This is a genomic window from Pseudomonas jinjuensis, from assembly GCF_900103845.1.
Classification (GTDB): Bacteria; Pseudomonadota; Gammaproteobacteria; order Pseudomonadales; family Pseudomonadaceae; genus Pseudomonas; species Pseudomonas jinjuensis.
Map to the genome: position 1 here is coordinate 146351 of NZ_FNIJ01000012.1, position 23137 is coordinate 169487.

A 23137-nucleotide genomic window follows, 5' to 3' on the forward strand; every position below is an offset into this window, starting at 1 on the left:
GTCATTTACCCCGCAGGATGGTGATGCGGTCCTGCGACTTGCCGACGCCGGCAATGAGGATCGCCTTGTCGAACACGGTGTCGACGATGTAGCGATCGCCCTGGACGCGGTAGTTGACCATCACCGTCTCGTCGTCGCGGAACCAGCCGCCGTCCTTGCGCACCACCAGCAGCGTCGGCGCCTCGGTCTGTGCCATGGCGCGCGGCATCTGGATAATGGTCTTGCTGCCGTCGTTGTAGACGCGCACCGGCTTCCAGGAGGTTTCGCCGCTGAGGCTGTAGTCGAAGCTCAGGTTGCCCAGGTACTCGCCGGTCTCCGGGATGGTCGCCTTCTTGCGCTCGACCGCCTCGCGGGTCTTGATCAGGTTCCACTTGGCCATTGCCTCATCCGGATAAGTGAAGGCGACCTGCGGCATGTACTGGGTACGGTGCGAGCGCAGCTTGAAGTGGTAGGCGCGGCGGTTGGTGGTGACCACCAGAGAGGTCTCCAGGCCGACATCCATCGGCTTGACGATCAGGTGCTGGACCTCGCTCTCCCCCACCCCGGTGATCGCCGGCTCGACCGTCCAGCGCGCGGTATCGCCGAGGTTGATCGAGTTGACCTGCTCACCGGCCTGCAGGGCGATGTCGCACACCTGCAGTACCGCGCAGACGATGCTCGGCTGCTGGGCTCCGAAGATGAAACGAACGGTGCCGTCGCCGCCGTCCACCGGCTTGATGCCGGTGGCGCTGGCCTGCTGCCAGCGCTGGGAGATCGACAACGCCGCGCGCTCCTGGGGAGTCAGCGTCGGGTTGGCGTCGGAGAAATACAGATCGGCCTCGCTGGTTCCTGGCGCGGCCTGCGCGAACGCGGGCAGGAATACCGCGAGCATGGCGCAAAGGTAACGGTTCATGGTCGGTCCTTCAGAGTTGCTTGGACCAGGAGAAGTCACGGACGAAGGTCCCGATCGGGTTCATCCGTACCTGTTCCTCGCTGGTCTGGGTAGTGGGTTCTGCGACATAGGTGGTCACCAGGGCACGCCAGGTGGCCTTGCTCTTGAGCAGGCCCTGGCGGTCGCGGGTGCTTTCTTCCCAGTCCACCTGCCAGGTCTCCGGGGTCTGCTGCATGACCGAGCGGATGTCGACGCTGACGGTTTCCTCGGCGGCGCGTACGAAGGGGCTCGATTCCTTGGTGCCGTTGAGCCACTCGTTCATCTTCTGGGTCGCCGGATCGTTCGGCGCCAGCAGCGCGTAGAGGCGGAAAATGGACTTGCGCTGCAGGGCGACGTCGGGAGTGACCGTGCGCGCATCGGCGACGAAGGACGCCACCTGCGACTTCAGCACCCTCAGGTCCACCGGTGCGGCCACCTGGGCGGGGGTCACGGCCATGGATTGGCCGAGCTTGTCGACCTCGACCACGTAGGGCACGAACTTCGACTGGCTGCCGATGTGGATGATGCCGCCAACACCGGCGAGGGCTACCATCATCGAGAGGATGCCCACCACCTGCCAGGACTGGCGGGAGGTCACCAGGCTGCCGACATGGTCGTTCCAGGTGCGACGGGCGGTCAGGTAGGGATTGTCGAGAACGGCGCCCCGGGGAGCCTCCGCCTTGGCGGGGGCACTGTCGGGACGCTTGAAGATCAGTCCCTTGATGCTGTCAGCGAAGCTCATGCGGCCACTCCATAGTCATTCAGTCTCAGGCCCCTGGAGGCCAGCCACTCCGCCACCCATCCGTTGCCGTACTTGGCTTCCAGGCGTTTGATGGCCGCCACCGAGTCCTTGTCGGACGAGCCGACAAAGGCCAGGGCCAGCGGGCCAAGGGCCAGGTCGTAGAGGCGCCGGCCGCTTTCCGAAACGTAGTAGTACTGGCGCTTGGGAATGGCGGTGGCGAGGATCTCGATCTGGCGGGCGTTCAGACCCATGCGCCGATAGAGAGCGGAGGTGTCCTCGTCGCGGGCGTAGACGTTGGGCAGGAAGATCTTGGTCGCGGTGGACTCGACGATGACGTCGAGAATCCCGGAGTTCGCCGCATCCGACAGGCTCTGAGTCGCCATCAGCACCAGACAGTTGGCCTTGCGCAGTACCTTGAGCCATTCGCGGATCTTTTCGCGGAAGGCCGGATGGCCGAGCATCAACCAGGCTTCGTCGAGGATGATCACCGCCGGCTGGCCCTTGAGCGCACACTCGATGCGGCGGAACAGGTAGAGCAGCACCGGCAGGGCGTACTTGTCGCCCAGGTTCATCAGCTCCTCGATCTCGAACACGGTGAAATCGGAGAGCGCCAGCCCGTCCTCCTCGGCGTCGAGCAGGTGGCCCATGGTGCCGTCCACCGTGTACTGGCGCAGAGTCTCGCGGACCGCCTCATCCTGCACGATGACGCAGAATTCGGAGAGGGTGCGGGAACCGTCGCGGTACATGGTCATCACCGCATGGCCGATTTCGTTGCGCTGGGCAGCGGTGGTTTCCAGGCCATTGAGCGCCAGCAGGGTGTCCAGCCACTCCATCGCCCAGGCGCGGTCGCCCTTGGTCTCGAGGAACTGCAACGGGCAGAAGGCCAGGCGCTCGTCGTCCGCCGCCACGGTGAAGTGGCGTCCGGAGCGGCCATTGCTCTCGGCGCGGATGCCGGCCGCCAGCGGGTACATGGACATGCCCTTGTCGAACGCAAAGATCGACATGTCCTGGTAACGACGCAACTGGGCCGCGATCAGCGCCAGGTGGGTGGACTTGCCCGCACCGGTGGGGCCGAACATGAAGGTGTGGCCCAGGTCGCGCACGTGCAGGTTGAGGCGGAACGGCGTGGCGCCGCTGGTCACGCAATGCATCAGCGCCGGCGACAGCGGCGGATAGAGCGGACAGGGGGCCTCGGCGCTGCCGATCCAGATGCTGCTGGTGGGCAGCAGGTCGGCCAGGTTCAGCGTATTGATCAACGGCCGGCGCACGTTTTCCACGCCGTGGCCCGGCAAGCTGCCCAGGTAGGCATCCAGGGTATTGATCGACTCGATGCGGGCGGCGAAGCCCAGGCGCTCAATGGCCTTCTCGACACTGCGCGCGGCCTCCTCCAGGCGGCTACGATCTTCACCCATGAGCACCACCACACTGGTATAGTAGCCCTGCGCGACCAGGCCGCTGTTGACCTCGGCGATGGCATCGGCGGCATCCTGGACCATGGCCAGGGCGTCCTGGTCGATGTTTCCGGAGTTGGTGTTGAACACCTGGTCGAAGAAGCCACGGACCTTCTGCTTCCACTTCTTGCGGTACTTCTCCAGATGCTGCACCGCCTCGTGGGTATCCATGAAGATGAAGCGGCTCGACCAGCGATACTCGCACGACAGCTCAGCCAGGGCGGCGAGGACGCCCGGAGCGGACTCCAGCGGGAAGCCTTCGATGGCCACCACCTGGATGAAGTTGCGGCCGATCTTCGGTACCACGCCCCCCCAGAGCTCCTTGCCACCGATGACCGAGTCCAGGTACATCGGATTGCTGGGCAACAGCATCGGCTGGCTCACTCCGGTGACGCAGAATTGCAGCCAGCTGAGGAAATCGTCGTGGGTGATCTGCGCGCCCTCCTCGGTAACCTGCCGGTTGCCCTTCAGGCGGGTCAGCTTGAGTACCGAGGACAGGCTGCCCTCGACGCTGGCGCAGTCGCGCTTGAACTGCTCGACCAGGTTGCGGGTTCGCACCTTGGCGTCTGGCGGCGCAGTGTCGTCGTCGAACATCAGCTCGACGAATTTCTGCTGGGCCAGGAGCGGCGGGAAATAGGTGAGGGTCAGCACGAAGTAGCCTTCATACAGGGTCCCCAGCGACTCGAAGAACGATCGCCGCTCCTCGTCGATGGCCCGGGTCAGTCGATCGGTGAAGTGCGAGACCCCCTTGGAGGAATAGCTCGGCGCCGGACGGCGCACCGCGTCGACGTGAATCATCCAGCCGTTGCCCAGGCCAGCCAGCGCCTGGTTGATCCGCAGCGAGACTAGTTCGCGCTGCTCTTCGGTGCTGCTGGCATTATCGTCGCCCCGGTACAGCCATGCGGCCATGAAGGAGCCGTTCTTTCCGACGATCACACCATCTTCAACCATCGCCGCATGGTTCAGCAGGTCGGCCAGGCCGGCCTCCTTCGAGCGATGCTTCTTCAGCTTGAGCTCCGCATCCACCTGCATCAGACGCTGGACCAGCAGGAGGACGAGCAAGGCACCGAGGGCTGCGATGGAGTACGCAATACCTTCGATCATTTGTATTGACTTCCCTGACTTGGAGGATTGTCCCTGAATGGCGTGCTACGCGCCGGGTAGTACGACCTGTAGCGCCGGTGACGCAGGTAGACGAGGCGCATCTTCGGGTCCGACTTGGCCATCACGCGGAGCATGAACAGCGAGCCGAACCACAGTGCCAGGCCCACCAGGGTCGCTCTCAGTTCCTGGGCGCTGAAGATCAGCGCGAACGCGAGCAGCCCGGAAAACATCACCAGCTCGCGATCCCCGCCCATGAACAGGTTGTCCCGGTTGCCAGCCCGGCGGATGGGAATCGTGCGCAGCGCCATGGCTCAGGCCTGCCCCCGCACCTGGCTCGGCTGGTTCAGTTGCAACTGAACCAGCTCGGCGCTGGTGCCGAAGAAGTTTTTCATGACGTTGTTCGCGCCGACGATCAGGGCCATGACCAGCACCAGGAAGATCAGGGTGCGGAAGAAGCCGTTGAGGTCGCCGCCGAAGATCAGCACGCCTCCAGCGACCACGATGCCGATGATCGACAGGGCGAAGGCGACCGGGCCGGTGACCGACTCACGCAAGGAAGTCAGCCAGCTTTCGTAGGGCAGAGAGCCGCCGCCACTGGAGGCGGCGAAGGCGTGCTCCGGTGCGAGCAGAACTACCAGCAGCAGGAAACTGAACGCCAGGTAACCGAACAACGGAGCGTTGAAGCGCGAGAGGGAGTGCTTGGCTTGCATGTGCAGTGTTTTCCTTACAGGTTGCGCAGGATGTAGCGGCCGCTCTCGTACCCGGAAACCTCGAGGATTTCCTGGATGCGGCGGCCTTCCGGGGTTCTGGCGATGGAAATGACGACATGAACCGCCTCGCCAATCAGCGGCTCAATTTCTGCCGGAGCGGATTTGTTTCGGGAAATCAGGGACTTCAGCCGAGTGAGCCCCTCGGACGCACTGTTCGCGTGCAGGGTCGCAGCACCACCGGGGTGACCGGTGTTCCAGGCGTCGATCAGGTCGAGGGCTTCCTCGCCGCGAACCTCGCCCACCAGAATGCGGTCCGGACGCATGCGCAGGGAAGTCTTGAGCAGATGGGTCATGCTCACGTCCACGGTGGTGTGGTACTGCACGAAGTTGCTGGCCGCGCACTGGATCTCGCCAGTGTCTTCGATGATGAACACGCGCTCGCTGGGGAACTCGACGACCATCTCGTTGATGACCGCGTTGACCAGGGTGGTCTTGCCGGTGCCGGTGCCACCGATCACTAGGATGTTGCGGTGCTCGCGAATGGCACGCTTAACGGCGTCGCACTGCACGGGGCTCATGATCCCCGATTCGACGTACTGATCGAGGGTGTAGATGGCCACCGCCTTCTTGCGAATGGCGAAGGTGGCCGCGCGGACCACCGGAGGAAGCTGTCCGGCGAAGCGCGAACCGTCCAGCGGCCATTCGCCTTCGAGCAGCGGCTTGCTGCGCGTCACTTCCTTGCCGTGGTAACCGGCCACGGTCTTGATGATCGACTCAGCCTGAGCCGGACGAAGGTCGCCGATATGTTTCATCGGCTGTCCTAGCTTCTCGAGCCAGAGCTTGCCATCGCCATTGCACATTAACTCGACGGTCTGCGGATCGCTCAGGGCGTCGATGATGAGATTACCGGCATCGCGCTCAAGTTTTTTCTTCGCGCGCTCTTTCAAGCTGGCAGGTTCTGCAATTTCCACGAGTTCCGTCCGATGAGGGCATACCTCAGTCCTTGGACTGAGGACCTTATCCGGACGCCTGCCAGCGACGAAATCAGGACTATCTTCTGTGCTTGTAAGCCATTTCTCGTGCGTGCAACATCGCTCCAATGTTGAAAGGGGTTGGCGCTGATACGTGATATGTCGCAATTTTCGATTATTGAAAACTGTCCCAAATTCAAACTTGCATTGAGCGATCCATATTTCGAACTCACCAATGCAGTGAGTTCGACGCCATGTGGCCGCGCGAGTTACCACACCATCGCCCCAAGAGAAGGCGGTTTCACCGCCAAAAAACAGAGTGCTCGGGAAGTTTCCATGTGTCTGATCGTTTTCGCCTGGCGCCCCGGGCACACCATTCCACTGGTGGTGGCCGCCAACCGCGACGAATTCTATGCCCGCCCCACCCTGCCGCTGGCCGCCTGGGAGGAAGCACCCGCGCTGTATGCCGGGCGCGATCTGGAAGCCGGCGGCACCTGGCTGGGCATCGCCCCGGGCGGGCGCTTCGCCGCCCTGACCAACATCCGCGACCCCGGCCAGCCGGTGGGCGCGCGCTCGCGCGGCGAGCTGGTGGCCGGTTTCCTGCTCGGCAGCGAGGCGCCATTGGAATACCTGCATCACGTGCAACGCCGGGCCGGCGAATATTCCGGCTTCAACCTGCTGGTCGGCGACGCGCGCCAGCTCTGCTATTTCAATCCGCGCACCGGCCTGCCCCGGGAACTGGAAGCCGGCGTGCACGGCCTGTCCAACGCGGCGCTGGACACGCCCTGGCCGAAACTCGAACGCGCCCGCGCCGCCCTGCGCGAAAGCCTGGCGCAGCCGGATACGGATTCGCTGCTGGCATTGCTGGCCGATACCCAGCGCCCGGAAGACGAGCGCCTGCCGGAAACCGGCGTCGGCCTGGCCACCGAGCGTCTGCTGTCCAGCGTGTTCATCGCCAGCCAGAACTATGGCACCCGTGCCAGCACGGCATTGATCGTCCACGCCGACGGCCGCCGCGAAATGGCCGAGCGCAGCTTCGGGCCCTCGGGGGCGCGGCTGGGTGAGGTGAGGTTGCTGGTCTAGCGTCTGTCGCGGGCATGGCCCGCTCCTACAGGCAGCGGGGCATGACTCTTTTGTAGGAGCGGGCCATGCCCGCGACCCAGGGGGTCAGGCCTGAATCGCCGACGCCGGATTGATTACCCGGCCGAGGCCGAGGTTGCGCAGCGCCAGATGCAGGGTGCTGTGGATGACCTGCGGGTTGTCGAAGGTCATCAGCTCGGCGAGCAGTTCCTTCGCCTTGGCCAGGGTGATCTGCCGCAGCAGCCACTTCACCTTGGGCAGGTTGGTGGCGTTCATCGACAGCGAGTCGAAGCCCATCGCCATCAGCAGCACCGCCGCCGCCGGGTCGCCGGCCATCTCGCCGCAGATGCTCACCGGCTTGCCTTCGGCGTGGGAGTCCTCGACCACCTTCTTCAGCGCCTGCAGCACCGCAGGGTGCAGGTAGTCGTAGAGGTCGGCGACGCGCGGATTGTTGCGGTCCACCGCCAGCAGGTACTGGGTCAGGTCGTTGGAGCCGACCGAGACGAAATCCACCTGCCGCGCCAGTTCGCGGGTCTGGTACACGGCGGCGGGGATCTCCACCATCATGCCGATCGGCGGCATGGGGATGTCCACGCCTTCGTCGCGAATCTCGCCCCAGGCGCGGTGGATCAGGTGCAGCGCCTCTTCCAGCTCATGGGTGCCGGAGATCATCGGCAGGAGGATGCGCAGGTTGTTCAGGCCCTCGCTGGACTTGAGCATGGCGCGGGTCTGCACCAGGAAGATTTCCGGGTGGTCGAGGGTGACGCGGATGCCGCGCCAGCCGAGGAAGGGGTTCTCTTCCTTGATCGGGAAGTACGACAGCGCCTTGTCGCCACCGATATCCAGGGTGCGCATGGTCACCGGCAGCGGGTGGAAGGCGGTGAGCTGCTCGCGGTAGATCGCCAGTTGCTCCTTTTCGCTGGGGAAGCGGTCGTTGATCATGAACGGCACTTCCGTGCGGTACAGGCCGACCCCTTCGGCGCCGCGCTCCTGGGCGCGGGCGACGTCGGCCAGCAGGCCGGTGTTGACCCACAGCGGCATGCGGTGGCCATCCAGTGTCTCGCACGGCAGCTCGCGCAGGGCGGCGAGGCCCTTGCTCAGCTCCTTCTCTTCGGCGACCACGTCGCTGTACTGCTTGACCAGCTGCGGCGACGGGTTGGTGTAGATCTCGCCGTGGTAGCCGTCGACGATCAGGTCGATGCCGTCCATCTTGGAATACGGCAGGTCGACCGCGCCCATCACGGTCGGGATGCCCATGGCGCGGGCGAGGATGGCGACGTGGGAGTTACCGGAACCAAGTACCGAAATCAGGCCGGCCAGCTTGCCTTCCGGCACTTCGCCGAGCATCGCCGGCGACAGTTCCTCGCTGACGATGATGGTCTGGTCCGGATAGGTCAGGGTCTGCTGCCGCTCTTCCTGCAGGTAGGCGAGGATGCGCCGGCCGATGTCCTTGACGTCGGCGGCGCGCTCGCGCAGGTAGGCGTCGTCCATCAGCTCGAAGCGCTTGACGTGCTCCATCACCACCTGGCGCAGGGCGCCCTGGGCCCACTGGCCGGTGCGGATCACGCGCTTCACTTCGAGGCCGATGGAGGCGTCGTCGAGCATCATCAGGTAGACGTCGAACAGCGCGCGCTCTTCCTTGCGCAGCTGGGTGGCGAGCTTGCTGGACAGGTTGCGCATGTCCTGGCGCACCGATTCCAGGGCCTGCTTGAACCGCTCGACCTCGGCCTCGACGTCGTCGATCGGCTTGTCCGGCACCACTTCCAGGTCGGCCGGCGGCAGCACCACCACCGCCTTGCCCACGGCGACGCCGGGCGCGCCAGGCACGCCGACGAACTTGGCTTCGGTGATGCCCTTGCCGGGCTTGCCCAGGCCGCGGATCGAACCGGTCGCCTCGGCGTGGGCGATGACCCCGGCGAGCTGCGCGCTCATGGTCACCAGGAAGGCTTCCTCGCCCTCGTCGAACTGGCGTTTTTCCTTCTGCTGCACGACCAGGACGCCCATCACCCGGCGGTGGTGGATGATCGGCGCGCCGAGGAAGGAGGCGTAGCGCTCCTCGCCGGTCTCGGCGAAGTAGCGGTAGCGCGGGTGTTCGGAGGCGTTCTCCAGGTTGAGCGGTTCCTCGCGGCTGCCGACCAGGCCGACCAGGCCCTCGTTCGGCGCCATGCTCACCTTGCCGATGGAGCGCTTGTTCAGGCCATCGGACGCCATCAGCACGAAGCGGTTGGTGTCCGCATCCAGCAGATAGACCGAGCAGACCTGCGTCCCCATCGCCTCCTTGACGCGCTGCACGATGATGCCCAGCGCCGCCTTGAGATCCTTGGCGGAGTTGACTTCCTGGACGATCTTACGCAGCGTGTTGAGCATGGCTCGGGGTCTAACTCCTTGATCTGTCTTGGCTAGTCGCGGATCGGCAGGCGCGGCGCCAGTTCCTTGAGTGCGCGCCGGTAGACCTCGCGCTTGAAGGTCACCACCTGTCCCAGCGGGTACCAGTAGCTCACCCAGCGCCAGCCGTCGAACTCCGGCTTGCCGGTGACGTCCATGCGCACCCGGCTCTCGTCGCCGGTCAGGCGCAACAGGAACCACTTCTGTTTCTGGCCGATGCACAGCGGCTGGCTGTTGGTGCGCACCAGGCGCTGCGGCAGTCGGTAACGCAACCAGCCCCGGGTGCAGGCGAGGATTTCAACATCCTGCTCCTCGAGGCCGATTTCCTCGTTCAATTCGCGGAACAGCGCCTGCTCGGGGGTTTCACGGGGATTGATACCGCCCTGTGGAAACTGCCAGGCATCCTGGTTGATGCGCCGTGCCCACAGCACCTGTCCCGCCTCGTTGGAAAGGATGATGCCGACATTCGGGCGAAAACCATCGGAATCGATCACGGCTGGACATCCTCGAAATCGCATGTGCACGCATTGTTCCACAAAGCTCGTGACAGCGGCAACGCGAGGCGCGGCGACATGTGCAGGGCGCCCAAAAGCCGTTACTCTAGGCGTTTTTTCCGCTTTGACAAATGACGGTAGACCATGGCGCGACTGGCTCTCTTCGATCTCGACAACACCCTCCTGGCCGGTGACAGCGACCATGCCTGGGGCGACTGGCTGTGCCGCCGCGGGCTGGTGGATGCCAGCGAGTACCAGGCACGCAACGATGCCTTCTATGAGGACTACCTGGCCGGCCGGCTGGACGTGGTCGCCTACCAGGACTTCACCCAGGCGATCCTCGGCCGCAACTCGCTGGAGCAGGTGAACGCCTGGCACGCGCAGTTCATGGAAGAGGTGATCGAGCCGATCATCCTGGCCCGGGGCGAGGCGCTGCTGGAGAAGCACCGCACGGCGGGCGACCGGCTGGTGATCATCACCGCCACCAACCGCTTCGTCACCGGCCCGATCGCCGCCCGCCTGGGCGTCGACACCCTGCTCGCCACCGAATGCGAGATGCTCGATGGCCGCTACACCGGCCGCTGCACCGACGTGCCCTGCTACCAGGCGGGCAAGGTCACCCGCCTGCAGCGCTGGCTGGAAGAGACCGGACTAAGCCTGGACGACAGCTATTTCTACAGCGATTCGCGCAACGACCTGCCGCTGCTGGAAGTGGTCGCCAACCCGGTGGCGGTCGACCCGGACGACACCTTGCGCGCCGTCGCGCTGGAGCGCGGCTGGCCGGTGATTTCGCTGCGTGGTTGAGCATTTGCCGGAGAATGCCCAGTAGGAGCGAGCTTGCTCGCAAATAGCCCGCTAACTGGAATCTGTTCCAGGGCAAGCTCGCTCCTACGACAGACGTATGCCGGATGGGTCAGACCGGCTTGGCAATCATCAGGCCGAGGATCACGCCAACCGTCAGCAACGCCAGGCCGAAGAACGCCAGGCCGAACTTCAGATGACGGGAAGCCTGCGCGCCCAGCGGCTCGCCGCTGCTCTGGGCGATCACCGCGAGGTCGCGGATGCGCCACAGGCGCGAGGTGAACAACAGCCAGAACACCGCCGCGACGATCAGCAGGATGGCGCTGCCGAGCAGCCAGGTCTGGCCCAGCGGCCAGCCGATCCGGTGCACCAGCAGCCAGCCGGTCACCGGCAGGCTGGCGACGCTGCCGGCCACCAGCACCCAGCCGAGCAGGCCGATGCGCAGGAACGCCCTGGCGATACTGGCGGCGTCTCCGCTGCGCCAGCTGCGCCAGCCGTAGAAGGCCAGTCCGATGACGGCGAGGAACAGCAGCGCCACGGCGGCGCCGTGCATGATCCTCAGATTCTGCAGCTCATCCATCTCCTGCTTCCCTGTGATGACTCACTAGAGACTAGCCGAAGGCCGCGCCCCGATCAGCCGAGGAACAGCCGGTAGGCCTGGTTGTCGCTCTCGTCCCAGTACGGATAGCCGATTTCTTCCAGTGCCGCCGCCACCAGGTGGCGTTCATCCTCCGGCACCTGCAGGCCGGCCACCACGCGGCCGTCGGCGGCGCCGTGGTTGCGGTAGTGGAACATGCTGATGTTCCAGCGCCCACCGAGCTTGTTGAGGAAGTTGAACAGCGCGCCGGGGCGTTCCGGGAATTCGAAGCGGAAGATCATCTCGTCGCTGACCCAGGCCGCGCGCCCGCCGACCATGTGGCGGATGTGCAGCTTGGCCAGCTCGTTGTCGGTCAGGTCGACCACCGGGAAGCCCTGCTCGCGCAGCTGCTCCACCAGCACCTCGCGCGGGTCGTTCTCCGGGTGCGTCTGCACGCCGACGAAGATGTGCGCTTCCTGGGCGGTGTTGTAGCGGTAGTTGAACTCGGTGATCTGGCGCTTGCCGATCGCCTCGCAGAAGGTCTTGAAGCTGCCCGGCTGCTCGGGGATGGTCACCGCGATGATCGCCTCGCGCTTCTCGCCCAGTTCGGCGCGCTCGGCCACATGGCGCAAGCGGTCGAAGTTGATGTTGGCGCCGGAATCGATGGCGACCAGGGTCTGGCCGCTGGCGCTCTCGCGCTCGACGTACTTCTTGATCCCGGCCACAGCGAGGGCGCCGGCCGGCTCGGTGATCGAGCGGGTGTCGTCGTAGATGTCCTTGATCGCCGCGCAGATCTCGTCGGTGCTGACGGTGATCACCTCGTCGACGTACTTCCGGCAGATGTCGAAGGTGTGCTGGCCGATCTGCGCCACCGCGACGCCGTCGGCGAACAGCCCGACCTGGCTCAGCACCACCCGCTCGCCGGCGTCCATGGCGGCCTGCAGGCAGTTGGAATCGTCCGGCTCGACGCCGATCACCTTGACCTCGGGACGCAGGTACTTGACGTACGCGGCGATGCCGGCGACCAGCCCGCCGCCGCCCACCGGGACGAAGATCGCGTCCAGTTGGCCGGGGTGCTGGCGGAGGATTTCCATGGCCACGGTGCCCTGTCCGGCGATCACTTCCGGATCGTCGTAGGGGTGGATGTAGACGTAGCCCTTCTCCTCCACCAGCTTCAGCGAATACGCCAGCGCCTCGGGGAAGGCGTCGCCGTGCAGCACCGCCTTGCCGCCGCGGGCGCGCACGCCCTGCACCTTCAGTTCCGGGGTGGTGCGCGGCATCACGATGGTCGCCTTGATGCCCAGCTCGCGGGCGGCCAGCGCCACGCCCTGCGCATGGTTGCCGGCGGAGGCGGTGACCACGCCGCGCTCCAGCTCCTCGCGGGACAGCTGCGCCAGCTTGTTGTAGGCGCCGCGAATCTTGAAGGAGAACACCGGCTGCAGATCCTCGCGCTTGAGCAGGATCTGGTTGCCCAGCCGCTGGGAAAGCTGGCGGGCCGGCTGCAGGGGAGTTTCCACGGCGACGTCGTAGACGCGCGAGGTGAGGATCTTCTTGACGTACTGTTCGAGCATGGCGATTTCGCGGCGGGCTGACGGGAAACAGGCAGTCTAACCCAAGGAAATCGACCATTGGTTGGCTAATCAACATTCGCCGGGGTGCGGCCGCTATAATTCGGCCTTTCTGTCATCCCTCCCGGAACTCCCTCATGAACCAGGACCAGCTCAAGCAGGCCGTCGCCCAGGCCGCCGTCGACCACATTCTTCCGCACCTCGACAGCAAGAGCATCGTCGGCGTCGGCACCGGCTCCACCGCGAACTTCTTCATCGACCTGCTGGCCAGGCACAAGGCCGAGTTCGACGGCGCCGTGGCCAGCTCCGAGGCCACCGCCCAGCGCCTGAAGGGCCACGGCATCCCCGTGTACGACCTGAACACCGTGAGCGAGCTGGAGTTCTACGTGGACGGCGCCGACGAGAGCAACGAGCGCCTGGAACTGATCAAGGGCGGCGGCGCCGCGCTGACCCGCGAGAAGATCGTCGCCGCGGTGGCCAAGACCTTCATCTGCATCGCCGACGCCAGCAAGCTGGTGCCGATCCTCGGCGCCTTCCCGCTGCCGGTGGAAGTCATCCCCATGGCGCGCAGCCACGTCGCCCGCGAGCTGGTGAAGCTGGGCGGCGACCCGGTGTACCGCGAGGGCGTGCTGACCGACAACGGCAACATCATCCTCGATGTGTTCAACATGCAGATCGACAGCCCGATCAAGCTGGAAGAACAGATCAACAACATCGTCGGCGTGGTCACCAACGGCCTGTTCGCCGCACGCCCGGCCGACCTGCTGCTGCTTGGCACCGCCGAAGGCGTGAAGGAACTGCGCGCCTGATACACCTCGGCGTGATGATCTTCAGCCCCATGTAGGAGCGCACCTGGGCGCGATCGGTCGCGGGCATGGCCCGCTCCTACAGGACCGTATATGCATAACGCGCCAGCGTTATCCACCATCAGCCGTAGGGCGGGTGCAATCCGCCGGTCTTCCGCGCAGCGGCGGGTTGCACCCGCCCTACGGCGAGCACGTGAAAACATTGGCGCTGCGGCTACGCTTAGTGAGTCCCCCAACCGCCCGGAGGCTCGCCCATGGCCGGCAAATTCCACCTGAAGAAGGCCAGCGATGGCCAGTTCCATTTCAATCTCCACGCCAGCAATGGCGAGATCGTCCTCACCAGCGAGCTGTACAAGGCCAAGCCCTCGGCCCTGGACGGCATCGAGTCGGTGCGCAGGAACTCGCAGCGCGAAGGCGCCTTCGAGGTGAAGGCGGCGAGCAACGGCAAGTTCCACTTCGTGCTCAAGGCCACCAACGGCCAGGTCGTCGGCCAGAGCCAGCTCTACGCCAGCCAGGCCAATGCCGAGGCAGGCGTCGCGGCGGTCAGGCGCTATGCGCCGGAAGCCGGGGTCAGCGACGAGACCTGAGGCGGCTCACTCCGCCTTGCGGAACACGTAGAACAGGTTGGGCTCGCTGACCAGGTACAGTGTGCCCGCCTCGTCCATCGCCACGCCCTCGGCCTGCGGCACGCTGCGCTCCAGGCCCTGCATGCCGCCCAGCAGCGACAGGCTGCTGATCGGCCTGCCGTCTACGTCCAGCTCGATCACCAGCCGCGATTCGTCGGAGAGCGCCAGCAGGTGCCCGCTGCGCCCGTCGAACTGCAGACTGGAAAGATCGCGGACGAACAGCCGCCTGTCGCGCCGCGGGTCGTCCAGCACGTGCACGGCGAACGGCTGGTCCGCCTCGGTATGCGGGAAGCCGCGGATCTCGTAGATGCGCACCGGATCGCGCTCCTTGGCGACGAACAGGCGCTTGCCGGCGGCGTCGTAGGCCAGCCCCTCGAAACCCTTGTTGCCGCTCAGGCCGATGCCGATGGACAGCTGTTCGCCGTCGGCCGCGTCGATGAAGCGCGTGCTGTCGTCCAGGCGCACCCTGATCAGGCGCTGGAGGCGTTCGTCGACGATGACGTAGATGCCCGGCGAGATGTATTCGATCGCCTCCGGATCGCCGAAACCGGTCAGCGGAATCCTGCGCAGCACGCGCCCATCCAGGGACAGCTCGACGACCTGCTGCTTCTGGTTGGTGACGCTGAACAGGCTGCGCCGGTCGGGATCGTAGGTCAGCGCCGAGACGTCGTCGTCCAGTCCCTCGATGGGCTGCCCCTCGATCGCCACGCGGTAGTCCGGCAGCCAGATCGACCGCTCGCTCCAGCTCTCCGCATGGCGCCACTCGCGCAGGCTGAACCAGGCCCGCTCATAGACGCGGTACTCCTGGCCGAGCCAGGCCAGCGCCGCCAGCACGATCAGCAGCAGGACCAGCAACAGGCGGCGAAGGATGGAGGGAAAGCGGGACATGGGCGACTCTGGCGGGAACGGGGGAATGGCGCAGACCCTACTGCAGGCAACTGAAACGAGGCTTAACTCCCTCTAGTCAGAGGAAAAATCTGCGGGTTAGAGTCAGATTAGCGCACGAAACATCGCCGAATTCCTACAAGAGAAGTCCAGATGGCCACAACATCCCAGCTTCCCGAACAACGCGCCCTGGCCACCCTGCACACCGTGGCGCTGGCCACCGAGGTGCTCAGCCACGCCGGCATTCCGCGCACGCGGCTGCTGGAGGGCAGCGGCGTCGCCGAGGCCGACCTGCAGACGCCGGACAAGCTGATCACCCACGCCCAGGAACTGCGGGTGTTCGCCAACGCGCTGAACTGCCAGCACGATCCGGCCCTCGGCCTCTGCCTGGGGCTGCGCATGCACGTCTCGGCCTACGGCATCCTCGGCTACAGCATGCTCGCCAGCCGCACCCTGCGCGACGCGCTGGAACTGGCGCTGGCCCATCCGGAACTGCTCGGCACCTACTTCCGCCTGGCCCTGCAGAGCCACGACGACGAGGTCCGCCTGACCGCCGACGGCTACCGCTACGCACCGGAACTGACGGTGTTCAACACCGAGCTGTGCCTGGCCTCGCTGCTGACGGTGATCCGCGACCTGCTCGGCGAATCGGTGCGTCCGCGCCGCCTGCTGCTCGCCTATCGACCGCCACTGCACGCGCAGGTCTATACCGAACGCCTCGGCTGCCCGGTGGAATTCGGCGCGCCGGTCAGCGCCCTGTGCTTCAGCCCCGCCCTGCTCGACCGCCCGCTGCCGCTGGCCGACCCGGTGAGCTGCCACAACGGCCTGCAGCAGTGCATGAACCTGAGCGCGGCGTTCCGCAGCCGCAGCGACATCCTCGAACTGATCCGCCAGCATCTCGCCAGCCATCTCCACGAGGCGCGCGACCTGGACTCCGTGGCCCGCCACCTGCACCGTTCGGCGCGCACCCTGCGCCGCCACCTGCAACAGAGGAACACCAGCTTCCAGCAGGTGCTCGACGAGGTGCGCTACGACAAGGCGCGGCAGCTGCTGAAGGACACCGACCTGCCGATCTACCTGATCGCCGAACGGCTCGGCTACAGCGAGACGGCCAGCTTCCGCCATGCCTTCCAGCGCTGGAGCGGGGCCTGTCCCAGCCTGTTTCGGGGGTGAGGGTTCGGGAGGCGCGTTGAACCCGCCCTTGTCCTGGCGGGAACTCCCTGTAGGAGCGGGCCATGCCCGCGAAATCGCGGCAGGTCGCGGGCATGGCCCGCTCCTACATTTCCAGTCGTCTCCCTGTACCTGCTGAGCTTGCTCGCGAATTCTGTGTGGCGGAGCAACCCCACCAACTTGGCCTGATTTATCCCTTATTGGCCTGATCTATCGTTCTGCCCGCCGGGCACGCCGGTCATTATCGTTCCGCAGCCAGGTCAAACGCCTCGAAAGAAGGCGAAAACCTCAACAATAACAATAGCTTGCCTGCAGGTTCCGAACATGACCAGTGCGATCGCCATCGAGCGGATATGCATGGAATTCGGTACGCCCGGCCAGGGGTTGAAGGCCCTGGACGATGTGTCGCTGGATATCCGCGCCAACGAATTCTTCACCCTCCTCGGCCCCTCCGGTTGCGGCAAGACCACGCTGCTGCGCCTGATCGCCGGCTTCGAACAGCCCACCTCCGGCAGCATCCGCCTCTACGGCGAGCCCATGGAAGGACTGCCGCCCTTCCGCCGCCCGGTCAACACGGTGTTCCAGAGCTACGCGCTGTTCCCGCACATGACGGTGGCGGAGAACATCGCCTTCGGCCTGGAGATGCAGGGCAAGCCGCGTAGCGAGATCGACGCCACGGTCGGAGCCATGCTCGAACTGGTGCGCCTGCCCGACGTCGGCAAACGCCGCGCCGACCAGCTCTCCGGCGGCCAGCAGCAGCGCATCGCCCTGGCCCGCGCGCTGGCCAGCCGGCCCAAGGTGCTGCTGCTCGACGAGTCGCTGTCGGCGCTGGACCTCAAGCTGCGCAAGGAAATGCAGATCGAGCTGAAGCGCCTGCAGCACGAGACCGGCATCACCTTCATCTTCGTCACCCACGACCAGGAAGAAGCGCTGACCATGTCCGACCGCATCGCCGTGATGAGCCGCGGCGAGGTCATGCAGGTCGGCACGCCGACGGACATCTACGAGGCGCCGGTGAACCGGCTGGTGGCGGACTTCATCGGCGAGACCAACTTCCTCGAAGGCGTGGCCCAGGCCGACGGCGTGCGCCTGGCCGACGGGCAGCTGATTCCCGCCGCCACCACCCTGCCCGGCAAGGTCACCCTGGCGATCCGCCCGGAACGCACCGAACTGGCCCACGACGGCCAGCTCGCCGGCGTGGTGGAGAACATCGTCTACGTCGGCACCGACACCGTGTACCACCTCAAGGTCGCCGGCCAGGGCGGTTTCCGCGTGCGCCAGCAGAACCGCGACGGCGCCCATTCGCTGCACGCGCCCGGCGCCGAGGTGCGCGTGCGGGTTCCCAGCCACGCGATACGGGTACTCGCCGAATGAGCACGCTGACCCTCCGCCTGCGGGCCGAACGCAAGAGCCTGCGCCAGCGCCTGGCGCTGACCAGCCCGGCGATGCTGATGCTGCTGGTGTTCCTGGTGCTGCCGCTGGGAATCATGTTCGCCGTGTCGATCCAGGCGCCCGGCGACTACGGCGGCGTGAAGTGGGGCCAGCACAGCGTCGAGGCCTACATCAACTTCCTCTGGGAACGCGACCTCGACGACAGCCTGACCTTCAACGTCGACTACCTGGGCATCTTCCAGCGCTCGTTCTGGCTGTCGATCCTGACCACCGCCGGCTGCCTGCTGATCGGCTTCCCCACCGCGCTGTACCTCGCCCTGCAGGACGAGCGGCGGCGCAACCTGCTGCTGTTCCTGGTCACGGTGCCGTTCTGGACCAACCTGCTGGTGCGCGTCTACGCCTGGATCCTGCTGCTGCGCAATGGCGGTCTGGTGGACGCCGGCCTGCATGGCTTAGGTCTCTCCGACAAGGCGCTGGGCATTCTCTATACCGATACGGCGGTGGTGATCGGCCTGCTCTACACCTACCTGCCGTTCATGGTGCTGCCGATCTACACCAGCCTGGAGAAGATGGACTGGCGCCTGGTGGAGGCGGCGTTCGACCTCGGCGCCAACCGCTGGAAAGCGATGCGGCGGATCATCATCCCGCTGGCCATGCCGGGGATCGTCGCCGGCTGCATCCTGGTGTTCATCCCCTCGCTGGGCAGCTACATCATTCCCGAGCTGCTCGGCGGCGGTAAGTCGCTGATGATCGGCAACCTGATCCAGCTGCAGTTCGGCAGCGCGCACAACTGGCCGTTCGGCGCCGCGCTGTCCTTCGCCCTGCTCGCCTTCGTCCTGCTGGCGATGCTGGTCTACAGCCTGCGCTTCCGGCAGGACGCCACCGGAGGCCACCCATGAGCCCGCTGAATCCGCTCTGGCGCTTCGCCGGCGTGCGCCCGGCCGCCTGGCTGTTCTTCGCCTTCCTCTACGTGCCGATCGTCGTGCTGGTGGTGCTGAGCTTCAACAGCGGACAGTCGGCCACGCTGTGGGAAAGCTTCAGCCTGCGCTGGTACGCGGTGGTCGCCGACGACCCGGAAATCCTCCGCGCGGCGAAGAACTCGCTGATCGTCGCCACCTTCGCCACACTGATCGCCACCAGCCTGGCGACTCTCGCCGCGCTGGGCATGCGCGGCCGCGCCTTCCGCGGGCAGTCGCTGATGAACGGCGTGCTCGGCCTGCCGCTGCTGGTGCCGGAGATCGTCACCGCGGTGGCGACGCTGATGTTCTTCGCCTTCGTCGGCCTGAAACTGTCGCTGTTCACCATCCTCATCGCCCACGTGGTGTTCTGCATCCCCTTCGCCTACCTGCCGATCCGCGCCCGCCTGGAAGGCATGGACCCGCGCCTGGCGGAGGCCGCGGCCGATCTGTACGCCTCGCCGTGGCGGGCGTTCTGGCGGGTGACCTTCCCGCTGCTGATGCCGGGCATCCTGTCCGGGGCGATGCTCGCCTTCATCATCTCGATGGACGACTTCGTCATCACCTACTTCGTCGCCGGCGCCGGGGCCACCACCCTGCCGGTGTACATCTTCAGCTCCATAAGAATGGGGATATCGCCGAAGATCAACGCGATTTCGTCGATCATCCTCCTGATATCCATCGCTTTCGTCGCCCTGTCGTACTACGTCGGCCAACGCCGTCGCTGACTGCCTCCCATAACAACAGCATCAGGAGCTTCACCGATGAATTTCCGCCGCACCCCGCTCGCGCTTTCCCTGTTCGCCGGCCTGGCGCTCGCCGGCCAGGCCCAGGCCGAAGGCACCCTGCACTTCGCCAACTGGTCGGACTACTTCCCGCCGGAACTGCTGAAGAAATTCGAGAAGGACACCGGCATCAACGCCACGCTGGATTCCTACGACAGCAACGAGACCCTGCTGGCCAAGCTCAAGGCCGGCGGCGGCGCCTACGACGTGGTGGTGCCGTCGGACAGTTTCATCGAGATCTTCATCAAGGAAGACCTGCTGCAGAAGCTCGACAAGTCGCAGCTGCCGAACCTGGCCAACCTCAAGGACAAGTTCAGAACGCTCAACTACGACCCCGGCCACGACTACACCGTGCCCTACCTGTGGGGCACCACCGGCTACAGCTACGACAGCGCCCAGGTGCCGGGCGGCAAGCTGGAGGAAAGCTGGAAGCCGTTCTTCGAGCCGCCGGCCGATCTGAAGGGCAAGGTGGTGGCGCTGAACTCCATCGAGGAGCTGTATGCACCTGCCTCCTATTACCTGGGCGTCAGCGAATGCACCGAGAATCCGAAGGAGGCGCTGAAGATCCAGGAGCTGCTGCTCAGGCAGAAGCCGATGCTGGCCATGTACAACAGCGACGGCACCATCGAGCGCATGGCCGCCGGCGAGGTGTCCATGCACCAGCAGTGGAACGGCGCCTTCCACCGCGCCCACGCCCAGCGCGCCAGCCTCACCTACGTCTATCCGAAGGAAGGCATCCGCCTGTTCATCGACAACCTGGCGATTCCCAAGGACGCCACCAACGTCAGGGAAGCCCACGTCTTCCTCGACTGGATGATGCAGCCGGAGAACATCGCCGCCGCCTCCAACTTCGCCAAGTACAACAACGCCATCGAGGGCTCCGACAAGTTCATGGAGAAGGAGCTGTTCGACGACCCGGCGATCAACACTCCGGCCGACAAGCTCGACCGCCTGAAGCCCTTCGAGCTGTGCTCGCCGAAGGCCATGGCGCTGCGCTCGAAGGTCTGGACCAAGCTGAAGAAATAAGCGCCACGCAGGCCCACATCAACGCGAGCCTCCGCAGCGCCGGGGGCGCGGCCGACCATTGCCCGAGGAAAATCCCCGATGTTGACCATCTACAGCGACGACCATCGCCTGCACCACGGCCAGCACGAACTGATCGACGGCCAGTTCACCCCCTGCTACGAGAAGCCCAGCCGCGCCGACATGGTGCTCGACCGGGTGAAGGCGGTGAATCTCGGCGACATCCAGACGCCCCGCGCCTTCGGCCTGGAGCCGATCCTGCGGGTGCACAGCGAGGGCTTCGTGCGCTTCCTGCAGCACGCCTGGCGCGACTGGCTGGCCACCGGGCGGACCCACGACATGCTGCCCATCGCCTGGCCGACCCGGCGGCTGCGGCAGAAGGAGCCGGACTGCATCGACGGCCGCCTCGGCTACTACTCCTTCGACGCCGGCGCACCGATCACCGCCGGCACCTGGCAGGCCATCACCAGCTCGGTGAACGTGGCGCTGACCGGCCTGGCCGAGCTGTCCCGCGGCGCCGGCCCGGTGTTCTCGCTGTGCCGCCCGCCGGGACACCACGCCTCGGTCGACTACATGGGCGGCTACTGCTTCTTCAACAACGCCGCCATCGCCGCCCAGGCCGCGCTGGACCAGGGCGCCGGCCGGGTGGCGATCCTCGACGTCGACTACCACCACGGCAACGGCACCCAGGACATCTTCTACGACCGCGCCGACGTGCTGTTCACCTCGATCCACGGCGACCCGCGCTTCGAGTACCCCTACTTCCTCGGCTACGCCGACGAGAAGGGCCTGGGCGTCGGCGAGGGCTACAACTTCAACTACCCGCTGGCATCCGGCAGCGACTGGTCGGTCTGGAGCCTCGCCCTGCAGGCGGCGATCCGCCAGATCAGGGCCTACGCGCCGGACCTGCTGATCGTTTCCCTCGGCGTGGATACCTTCAAGGAAGACCCGATCTCGCAGTTCAAGCTGGACAGCCCGGACTACCTGCGCATGGGCGAGCACATCGCCGCGCTGGGCCTGCCGACGCTGTTCGTGATGGAGGGCGGCTACGCGGTGGAGGAAATCGGCATCAATGCGGTGAACGTGCTGCAGGGGTTCGAGAGCCGCACCTGAGGGAGCGTTGATCGTAGGGTGGATCAGGCTCCATCGATCCACCATCGCGGGTGCGGATAGCTCGAATGGTGGATGGAAGAGCGCCATCCACCCGGCTCCTGGGGATATCCCGAGGTGCAAACGAAAGCGCCGGCACAGGGCCGGCGCTTTCGCGGGAAGTTGCGGTTACTGGACCAGTTCCACCCGGTCCACGTCGATCTCGCGACCGTCGCGGTCGTTGTCCACTTCGCCGACCAGGCGCACCTTGGTGCTGTCGGAAACCTGGGCGCCGCTCGGCCAGTCCTCGTCGTCGATCTCGACACGGATGCTGCCGGTAGCGTCCTTGAACTCGTAGTGCTCGCCACGGATGCGCTTGACCACGGTGCCTTCCAGTACGGCGGGGGTATCGTCGGCGGCGGCTTCCGCAGCCTTGACGGTGGTCACCTGGGTGCTGGCGGCACGCGGCGCCTCGCTGCCCGGGCCGGTGTAGCCGGCGGCCAGGGTGGCTGCGGAAAACAGGGTGGTGGCGGCGAGCAGGGAGAAGTCGCGAAGTTTCATGGGTTAGCCTCCTGGCTGGTTTCGATGAGCTCAGGTTAGCCACAACCGCTGAAGTCAGCCTGAATCGGCGCTTAATCCAGGCTTAAGACGAAGATCACTCCCGCGCCGCCTGCTCGCCGGGCGCCGGTTCCCTGCGGAACACGTAGAACAGGTCGGGCTCGCTGACCATGTAGATGGTGCCCTGCTCGTCGATGGCCACGCCTTCGGCGCGCGGAATCTTCTCGTGCAGGCCGTTGAGCCCGGCCAGCAGGCTGATGAAGCTGACCGGCTCGCCCTTCTCGTCGAGCTCCAGCAGCAGGTGCGACTCGGCCGACAGCACCAGCATGTGCCCGGTGCGCGGATCGACGCTGAGTGCGGAGACGTTGCGCATGTACAGCTGGTCGCTGGGCAGCGGCTGCATCGCCCCGGCCAGGCTCGAACCGCCGTCGCTGGCCCAGCTGAACAGGCTCATCGGGTCGCGCTCGCGGCCCAGCACCAGGCGCTGCCGGCGGGGGTCCCAGGCGATGCCCTCGAAGCCCTTGTTCTTCCTGCCGAGGTTGCCCAGCTCGAATTCGCCCAGCTTCGCCGTGCGCAGCTCGCGGGTCTGCGGGTCGACGTGGAAGATGGTCAGCGAATTGCGTCGCTCGTCGGTGATCGCGATGTTGCCGTCCTCCAGCACGGCGACGCCCTCCGGGTTGCTCAGGCCGAGCAGCGGGATCACCCGCAGCACCTCGCCATCCAGCGACAGTTCGGCCAGCAGCGGACGGTTGCCGGTGACGGTGAACAGGGTGCGGGTCACCGGGTTGTAGGCGAGGTCGGACGTCTCCTCGCCCTCCAGGCCGCCCTTCAGCGGCTTGCCCTGGATCACCGCGCGGTAGCCGGGCAGCCAGATGCTTTCGGCGCGCTCCTGCTGGCTGGTGTACTGCTCCTGGTACCAGAGGCGGGCGCGGTCGTCCCAGTGGAACAGCCGGGTCAGCACGGCGAGCAGCAGCAGGATGAAGAGGATCGCCAGCAGCAGCCAGCGTGCGCGGAGAAACGTAAGGGCCTTGGTCATCTATGACTCTTGTTCTGT

23 protein-coding genes are annotated in these 23137 nt (G+C 65.7%); 10 read left to right on the forward strand and 13 right to left on the reverse strand.

What is annotated here, in order from left to right:
• Position 1 precedes the first annotated feature (1 nt).
• From trbG to trbB, 6 genes are read right to left on the reverse strand one after another with little or no spacing between them, the layout of a single operon-like run.
• Entirely contained in the window at positions 2 to 892 is an 891-nt protein-coding gene (trbG, locus tag BLR75_RS17780) for a P-type conjugative transfer protein TrbG (protein ID WP_084311651.1), read from the reverse strand.
• 10 nt (positions 893 to 902) lie between these two features.
• Positions 903 to 1652, reverse strand: coding sequence for a conjugal transfer protein TrbF (locus BLR75_RS17785; RefSeq protein WP_084311650.1), 750 nt, complete (start codon positions 1650 to 1652; stop codon positions 903 to 905).
• Positions 1649 to 4207: a VirB4 family type IV secretion/conjugal transfer ATPase gene (locus BLR75_RS17790; RefSeq protein ID WP_084311649.1), complete on the reverse strand. Its 2559-nt coding sequence runs from the start codon at positions 4205 to 4207 to the stop codon at positions 1649 to 1651. Before BLR75_RS17790 ends, BLR75_RS17785 begins: the two co-directional genes overlap by 4 nt.
• Complete coding sequence (locus tag BLR75_RS17795) at positions 4204 to 4515, reverse strand: conjugal transfer protein TrbD (protein WP_084311648.1); 312 nt, start codon at positions 4513 to 4515, stop codon at positions 4204 to 4206. Before BLR75_RS17795 ends, BLR75_RS17790 begins: the two co-directional genes overlap by 4 nt.
• A 3-nt stretch (positions 4516 to 4518) precedes the next feature.
• Complete coding sequence (gene trbC / locus BLR75_RS17800; RefSeq protein WP_084311647.1) at positions 4519 to 4917, reverse strand: conjugal transfer system pilin TrbC; 399 nt, start codon at positions 4915 to 4917, stop codon at positions 4519 to 4521.
• Between the two features lie 14 nt (positions 4918 to 4931).
• On the reverse strand, positions 4932 to 5888 hold the full coding sequence (trbB, locus tag BLR75_RS17805) for a P-type conjugative transfer ATPase TrbB (protein WP_084311646.1): 957 nt from the start codon (positions 5886 to 5888) through the stop codon (positions 4932 to 4934).
• 336 nt (positions 5889 to 6224) lie between these two features.
• On the opposite strand from trbB, the gene BLR75_RS17810 reads away from it, so the two are divergent.
• Positions 6225 to 6971 carry an NRDE family protein gene (locus BLR75_RS17810; protein WP_084311645.1) on the forward strand — a complete coding sequence of 249 codons (747 nt, stop codon included), beginning with the start codon at positions 6225 to 6227 and terminating at the stop codon, positions 6969 to 6971.
• A gap of 84 nt (positions 6972 to 7055) precedes the next feature.
• On the opposite strand, the gene ptsP is transcribed toward BLR75_RS17810, so the two are convergent.
• The gene (ptsP, locus tag BLR75_RS17815; RefSeq protein ID WP_084311644.1) at positions 7056 to 9335 is read right to left on the reverse strand and encodes a phosphoenolpyruvate--protein phosphotransferase; all 2280 of its coding nucleotides are present in this window, start codon (positions 9333 to 9335) and stop codon (positions 7056 to 7058) included.
• Positions 9336 to 9367: 32 nt separating this feature from the next.
• On the reverse strand, positions 9368 to 9847 hold the full coding sequence (locus BLR75_RS17820) for an RNA pyrophosphohydrolase (protein ID WP_084311643.1): 480 nt from the start codon (positions 9845 to 9847) through the stop codon (positions 9368 to 9370).
• 144 nt (positions 9848 to 9991) lie between these two features.
• Here BLR75_RS17820 and BLR75_RS17825 point away from each other — a divergent pair, with 144 nt between their 5' ends.
• On the forward strand, positions 9992 to 10651 hold the full coding sequence (locus BLR75_RS17825) for a histidinol-phosphatase (protein ID WP_084311642.1): 660 nt from the start codon (positions 9992 to 9994) through the stop codon (positions 10649 to 10651).
• A gap of 109 nt (positions 10652 to 10760) precedes the next feature.
• Here BLR75_RS17825 and BLR75_RS17830 read toward each other — a convergent pair whose 3' ends face one another.
• A complete protein-coding gene (locus tag BLR75_RS17830; protein WP_084311641.1) occupies positions 10761 to 11228 on the reverse strand; it encodes a DUF2269 domain-containing protein in 468 nt (155 codons plus the stop codon).
• Between the two features lie 53 nt (positions 11229 to 11281).
• On the reverse strand, positions 11282 to 12796 hold the full coding sequence (gene ilvA / locus BLR75_RS17835) for a threonine ammonia-lyase, biosynthetic (protein WP_084311640.1): 1515 nt from the start codon (positions 12794 to 12796) through the stop codon (positions 11282 to 11284).
• Between the two features lie 134 nt (positions 12797 to 12930).
• On the opposite strand from ilvA, the gene rpiA reads away from it, so the two are divergent.
• Positions 12931 to 13602 carry a ribose-5-phosphate isomerase RpiA gene (gene rpiA / locus BLR75_RS17840; protein ID WP_084311639.1) on the forward strand — a complete coding sequence of 224 codons (672 nt, stop codon included), beginning with the start codon at positions 12931 to 12933 and terminating at the stop codon, positions 13600 to 13602.
• Positions 13603 to 13853: 251 nt separating this feature from the next.
• Positions 13854 to 14186 (forward strand): YegP family protein, encoded by a 333-nt coding sequence (locus BLR75_RS17845; protein ID WP_084311638.1) that lies wholly within the window; start codon positions 13854 to 13856, stop codon positions 14184 to 14186.
• A 6-nt stretch (positions 14187 to 14192) separates the two neighbouring features.
• Here the strand turns inward: BLR75_RS17845 and BLR75_RS17850 are convergent, their stop codons facing one another.
• Positions 14193 to 15113 carry an SdiA-regulated domain-containing protein gene (locus BLR75_RS17850; RefSeq protein ID WP_084311637.1) on the reverse strand — a complete coding sequence of 307 codons (921 nt, stop codon included), beginning with the start codon at positions 15111 to 15113 and terminating at the stop codon, positions 14193 to 14195.
• A 150-nt stretch (positions 15114 to 15263) separates the two neighbouring features.
• On the opposite strand from BLR75_RS17850, the gene BLR75_RS17855 reads away from it, so the two are divergent.
• From BLR75_RS17855 to BLR75_RS17880, 6 genes are all read left to right on the forward strand, one after another.
• Complete coding sequence (locus tag BLR75_RS17855; RefSeq protein ID WP_084311636.1) at positions 15264 to 16283, forward strand: AraC family transcriptional regulator; 1020 nt, start codon at positions 15264 to 15266, stop codon at positions 16281 to 16283.
• A gap of 321 nt (positions 16284 to 16604) precedes the next feature.
• Positions 16605 to 17654, forward strand: a complete 1050-nt coding sequence (locus tag BLR75_RS17860) for an ABC transporter ATP-binding protein (RefSeq protein WP_084311635.1) — start codon at positions 16605 to 16607, stop codon at positions 17652 to 17654.
• Positions 17651 to 18571: an ABC transporter permease gene (locus BLR75_RS17865; protein WP_084311634.1), complete on the forward strand. Its 921-nt coding sequence runs from the start codon at positions 17651 to 17653 to the stop codon at positions 18569 to 18571. Before BLR75_RS17860 ends, BLR75_RS17865 begins: the two co-directional genes overlap by 4 nt.
• On the forward strand, positions 18568 to 19356 hold the full coding sequence (locus BLR75_RS17870) for an ABC transporter permease (RefSeq protein WP_084311633.1): 789 nt from the start codon (positions 18568 to 18570) through the stop codon (positions 19354 to 19356). Before BLR75_RS17865 ends, BLR75_RS17870 begins: the two co-directional genes overlap by 4 nt.
• Before the next feature lie 36 nt (positions 19357 to 19392).
• Positions 19393 to 20439, forward strand: coding sequence for an ABC transporter substrate-binding protein (locus BLR75_RS17875; protein ID WP_084311632.1), 1047 nt, complete (start codon positions 19393 to 19395; stop codon positions 20437 to 20439).
• Between the two features lie 78 nt (positions 20440 to 20517).
• On the forward strand, positions 20518 to 21549 hold the full coding sequence (locus tag BLR75_RS17880) for a histone deacetylase family protein (RefSeq protein ID WP_084311631.1): 1032 nt from the start codon (positions 20518 to 20520) through the stop codon (positions 21547 to 21549).
• Between the two features lie 165 nt (positions 21550 to 21714).
• Here the strand turns inward: BLR75_RS17880 and BLR75_RS17885 are convergent, their stop codons facing one another.
• The gene (locus BLR75_RS17885) at positions 21715 to 22086 is read right to left on the reverse strand and encodes a NirD/YgiW/YdeI family stress tolerance protein (RefSeq protein WP_084311630.1); all 372 of its coding nucleotides are present in this window, start codon (positions 22084 to 22086) and stop codon (positions 21715 to 21717) included.
• Positions 22087 to 22180: 94 nt separating this feature from the next.
• Positions 22181 to 23119, reverse strand: coding sequence for an SdiA-regulated domain-containing protein (locus tag BLR75_RS17890; protein WP_084311629.1), 939 nt, complete (start codon positions 23117 to 23119; stop codon positions 22181 to 22183).
• Positions 23120 to 23137 lie beyond the last annotated feature (18 nt).

Bases quoted from the DNA above. Each gene is read 5' to 3' on its own strand.
- BLR75_RS17865 (WP_084311634.1), top strand. From the start codon at position 17,651: ATGAGCACGCTGACCCTCCGCCTGCGGGCCGAACGCAAGAGCCTGCGC.
- BLR75_RS17825 (WP_084311642.1), top strand. From the start codon at position 9,992: ATGGCGCGACTGGCTCTCTTCGATCTCGACAACACCCTCCTGGCCGGT.
- ilvA (WP_084311640.1), bottom strand. From the start codon at position 12,796: ATGCTCGAACAGTACGTCAAGAAGATCCTCACCTCGCGCGTCTACGAC.
- BLR75_RS17870 (WP_084311633.1), top strand. From the start codon at position 18,568: ATGAGCCCGCTGAATCCGCTCTGGCGCTTCGCCGGCGTGCGCCCGGCC.
- BLR75_RS17890 (WP_084311629.1), bottom strand. From the start codon at position 23,119: ATGACCAAGGCCCTTACGTTTCTCCGCGCACGCTGGCTGCTGCTGGCG.
- BLR75_RS17790 (WP_084311649.1), bottom strand. From the start codon at position 4,207: ATGATCGAAGGTATTGCGTACTCCATCGCAGCCCTCGGTGCCTTGCTC.
- BLR75_RS17885 (WP_084311630.1), bottom strand. From the start codon at position 22,086: ATGAAACTTCGCGACTTCTCCCTGCTCGCCGCCACCACCCTGTTTTCC.
- BLR75_RS17845 (WP_084311638.1), top strand. From the start codon at position 13,854: ATGGCCGGCAAATTCCACCTGAAGAAGGCCAGCGATGGCCAGTTCCAT.
- BLR75_RS17875 (WP_084311632.1), top strand. From the start codon at position 19,393: ATGAATTTCCGCCGCACCCCGCTCGCGCTTTCCCTGTTCGCCGGCCTG.
- rpiA (WP_084311639.1), top strand. From the start codon at position 12,931: ATGAACCAGGACCAGCTCAAGCAGGCCGTCGCCCAGGCCGCCGTCGAC.
- trbC (WP_084311647.1), bottom strand. From the start codon at position 4,917: ATGCAAGCCAAGCACTCCCTCTCGCGCTTCAACGCTCCGTTGTTCGGT.
- BLR75_RS17860 (WP_084311635.1), top strand. From the start codon at position 16,605: ATGACCAGTGCGATCGCCATCGAGCGGATATGCATGGAATTCGGTACG.
- ptsP (WP_084311644.1), bottom strand. From the start codon at position 9,335: ATGCTCAACACGCTGCGTAAGATCGTCCAGGAAGTCAACTCCGCCAAG.
- BLR75_RS17855 (WP_084311636.1), top strand. From the start codon at position 15,264: ATGGCCACAACATCCCAGCTTCCCGAACAACGCGCCCTGGCCACCCTG.
- trbG (WP_084311651.1), bottom strand. From the start codon at position 892: ATGAACCGTTACCTTTGCGCCATGCTCGCGGTATTCCTGCCCGCGTTC.
- BLR75_RS17830 (WP_084311641.1), bottom strand. From the start codon at position 11,228: ATGGATGAGCTGCAGAATCTGAGGATCATGCACGGCGCCGCCGTGGCG.
- BLR75_RS17850 (WP_084311637.1), bottom strand. From the start codon at position 15,113: ATGTCCCGCTTTCCCTCCATCCTTCGCCGCCTGTTGCTGGTCCTGCTG.
- BLR75_RS17795 (WP_084311648.1), bottom strand. From the start codon at position 4,515: ATGGCGCTGCGCACGATTCCCATCCGCCGGGCTGGCAACCGGGACAAC.
- BLR75_RS17880 (WP_084311631.1), top strand. From the start codon at position 20,518: ATGTTGACCATCTACAGCGACGACCATCGCCTGCACCACGGCCAGCAC.
- BLR75_RS17785 (WP_084311650.1), bottom strand. From the start codon at position 1,652: ATGAGCTTCGCTGACAGCATCAAGGGACTGATCTTCAAGCGTCCCGAC.
- BLR75_RS17810 (WP_084311645.1), top strand. From the start codon at position 6,225: ATGTGTCTGATCGTTTTCGCCTGGCGCCCCGGGCACACCATTCCACTG.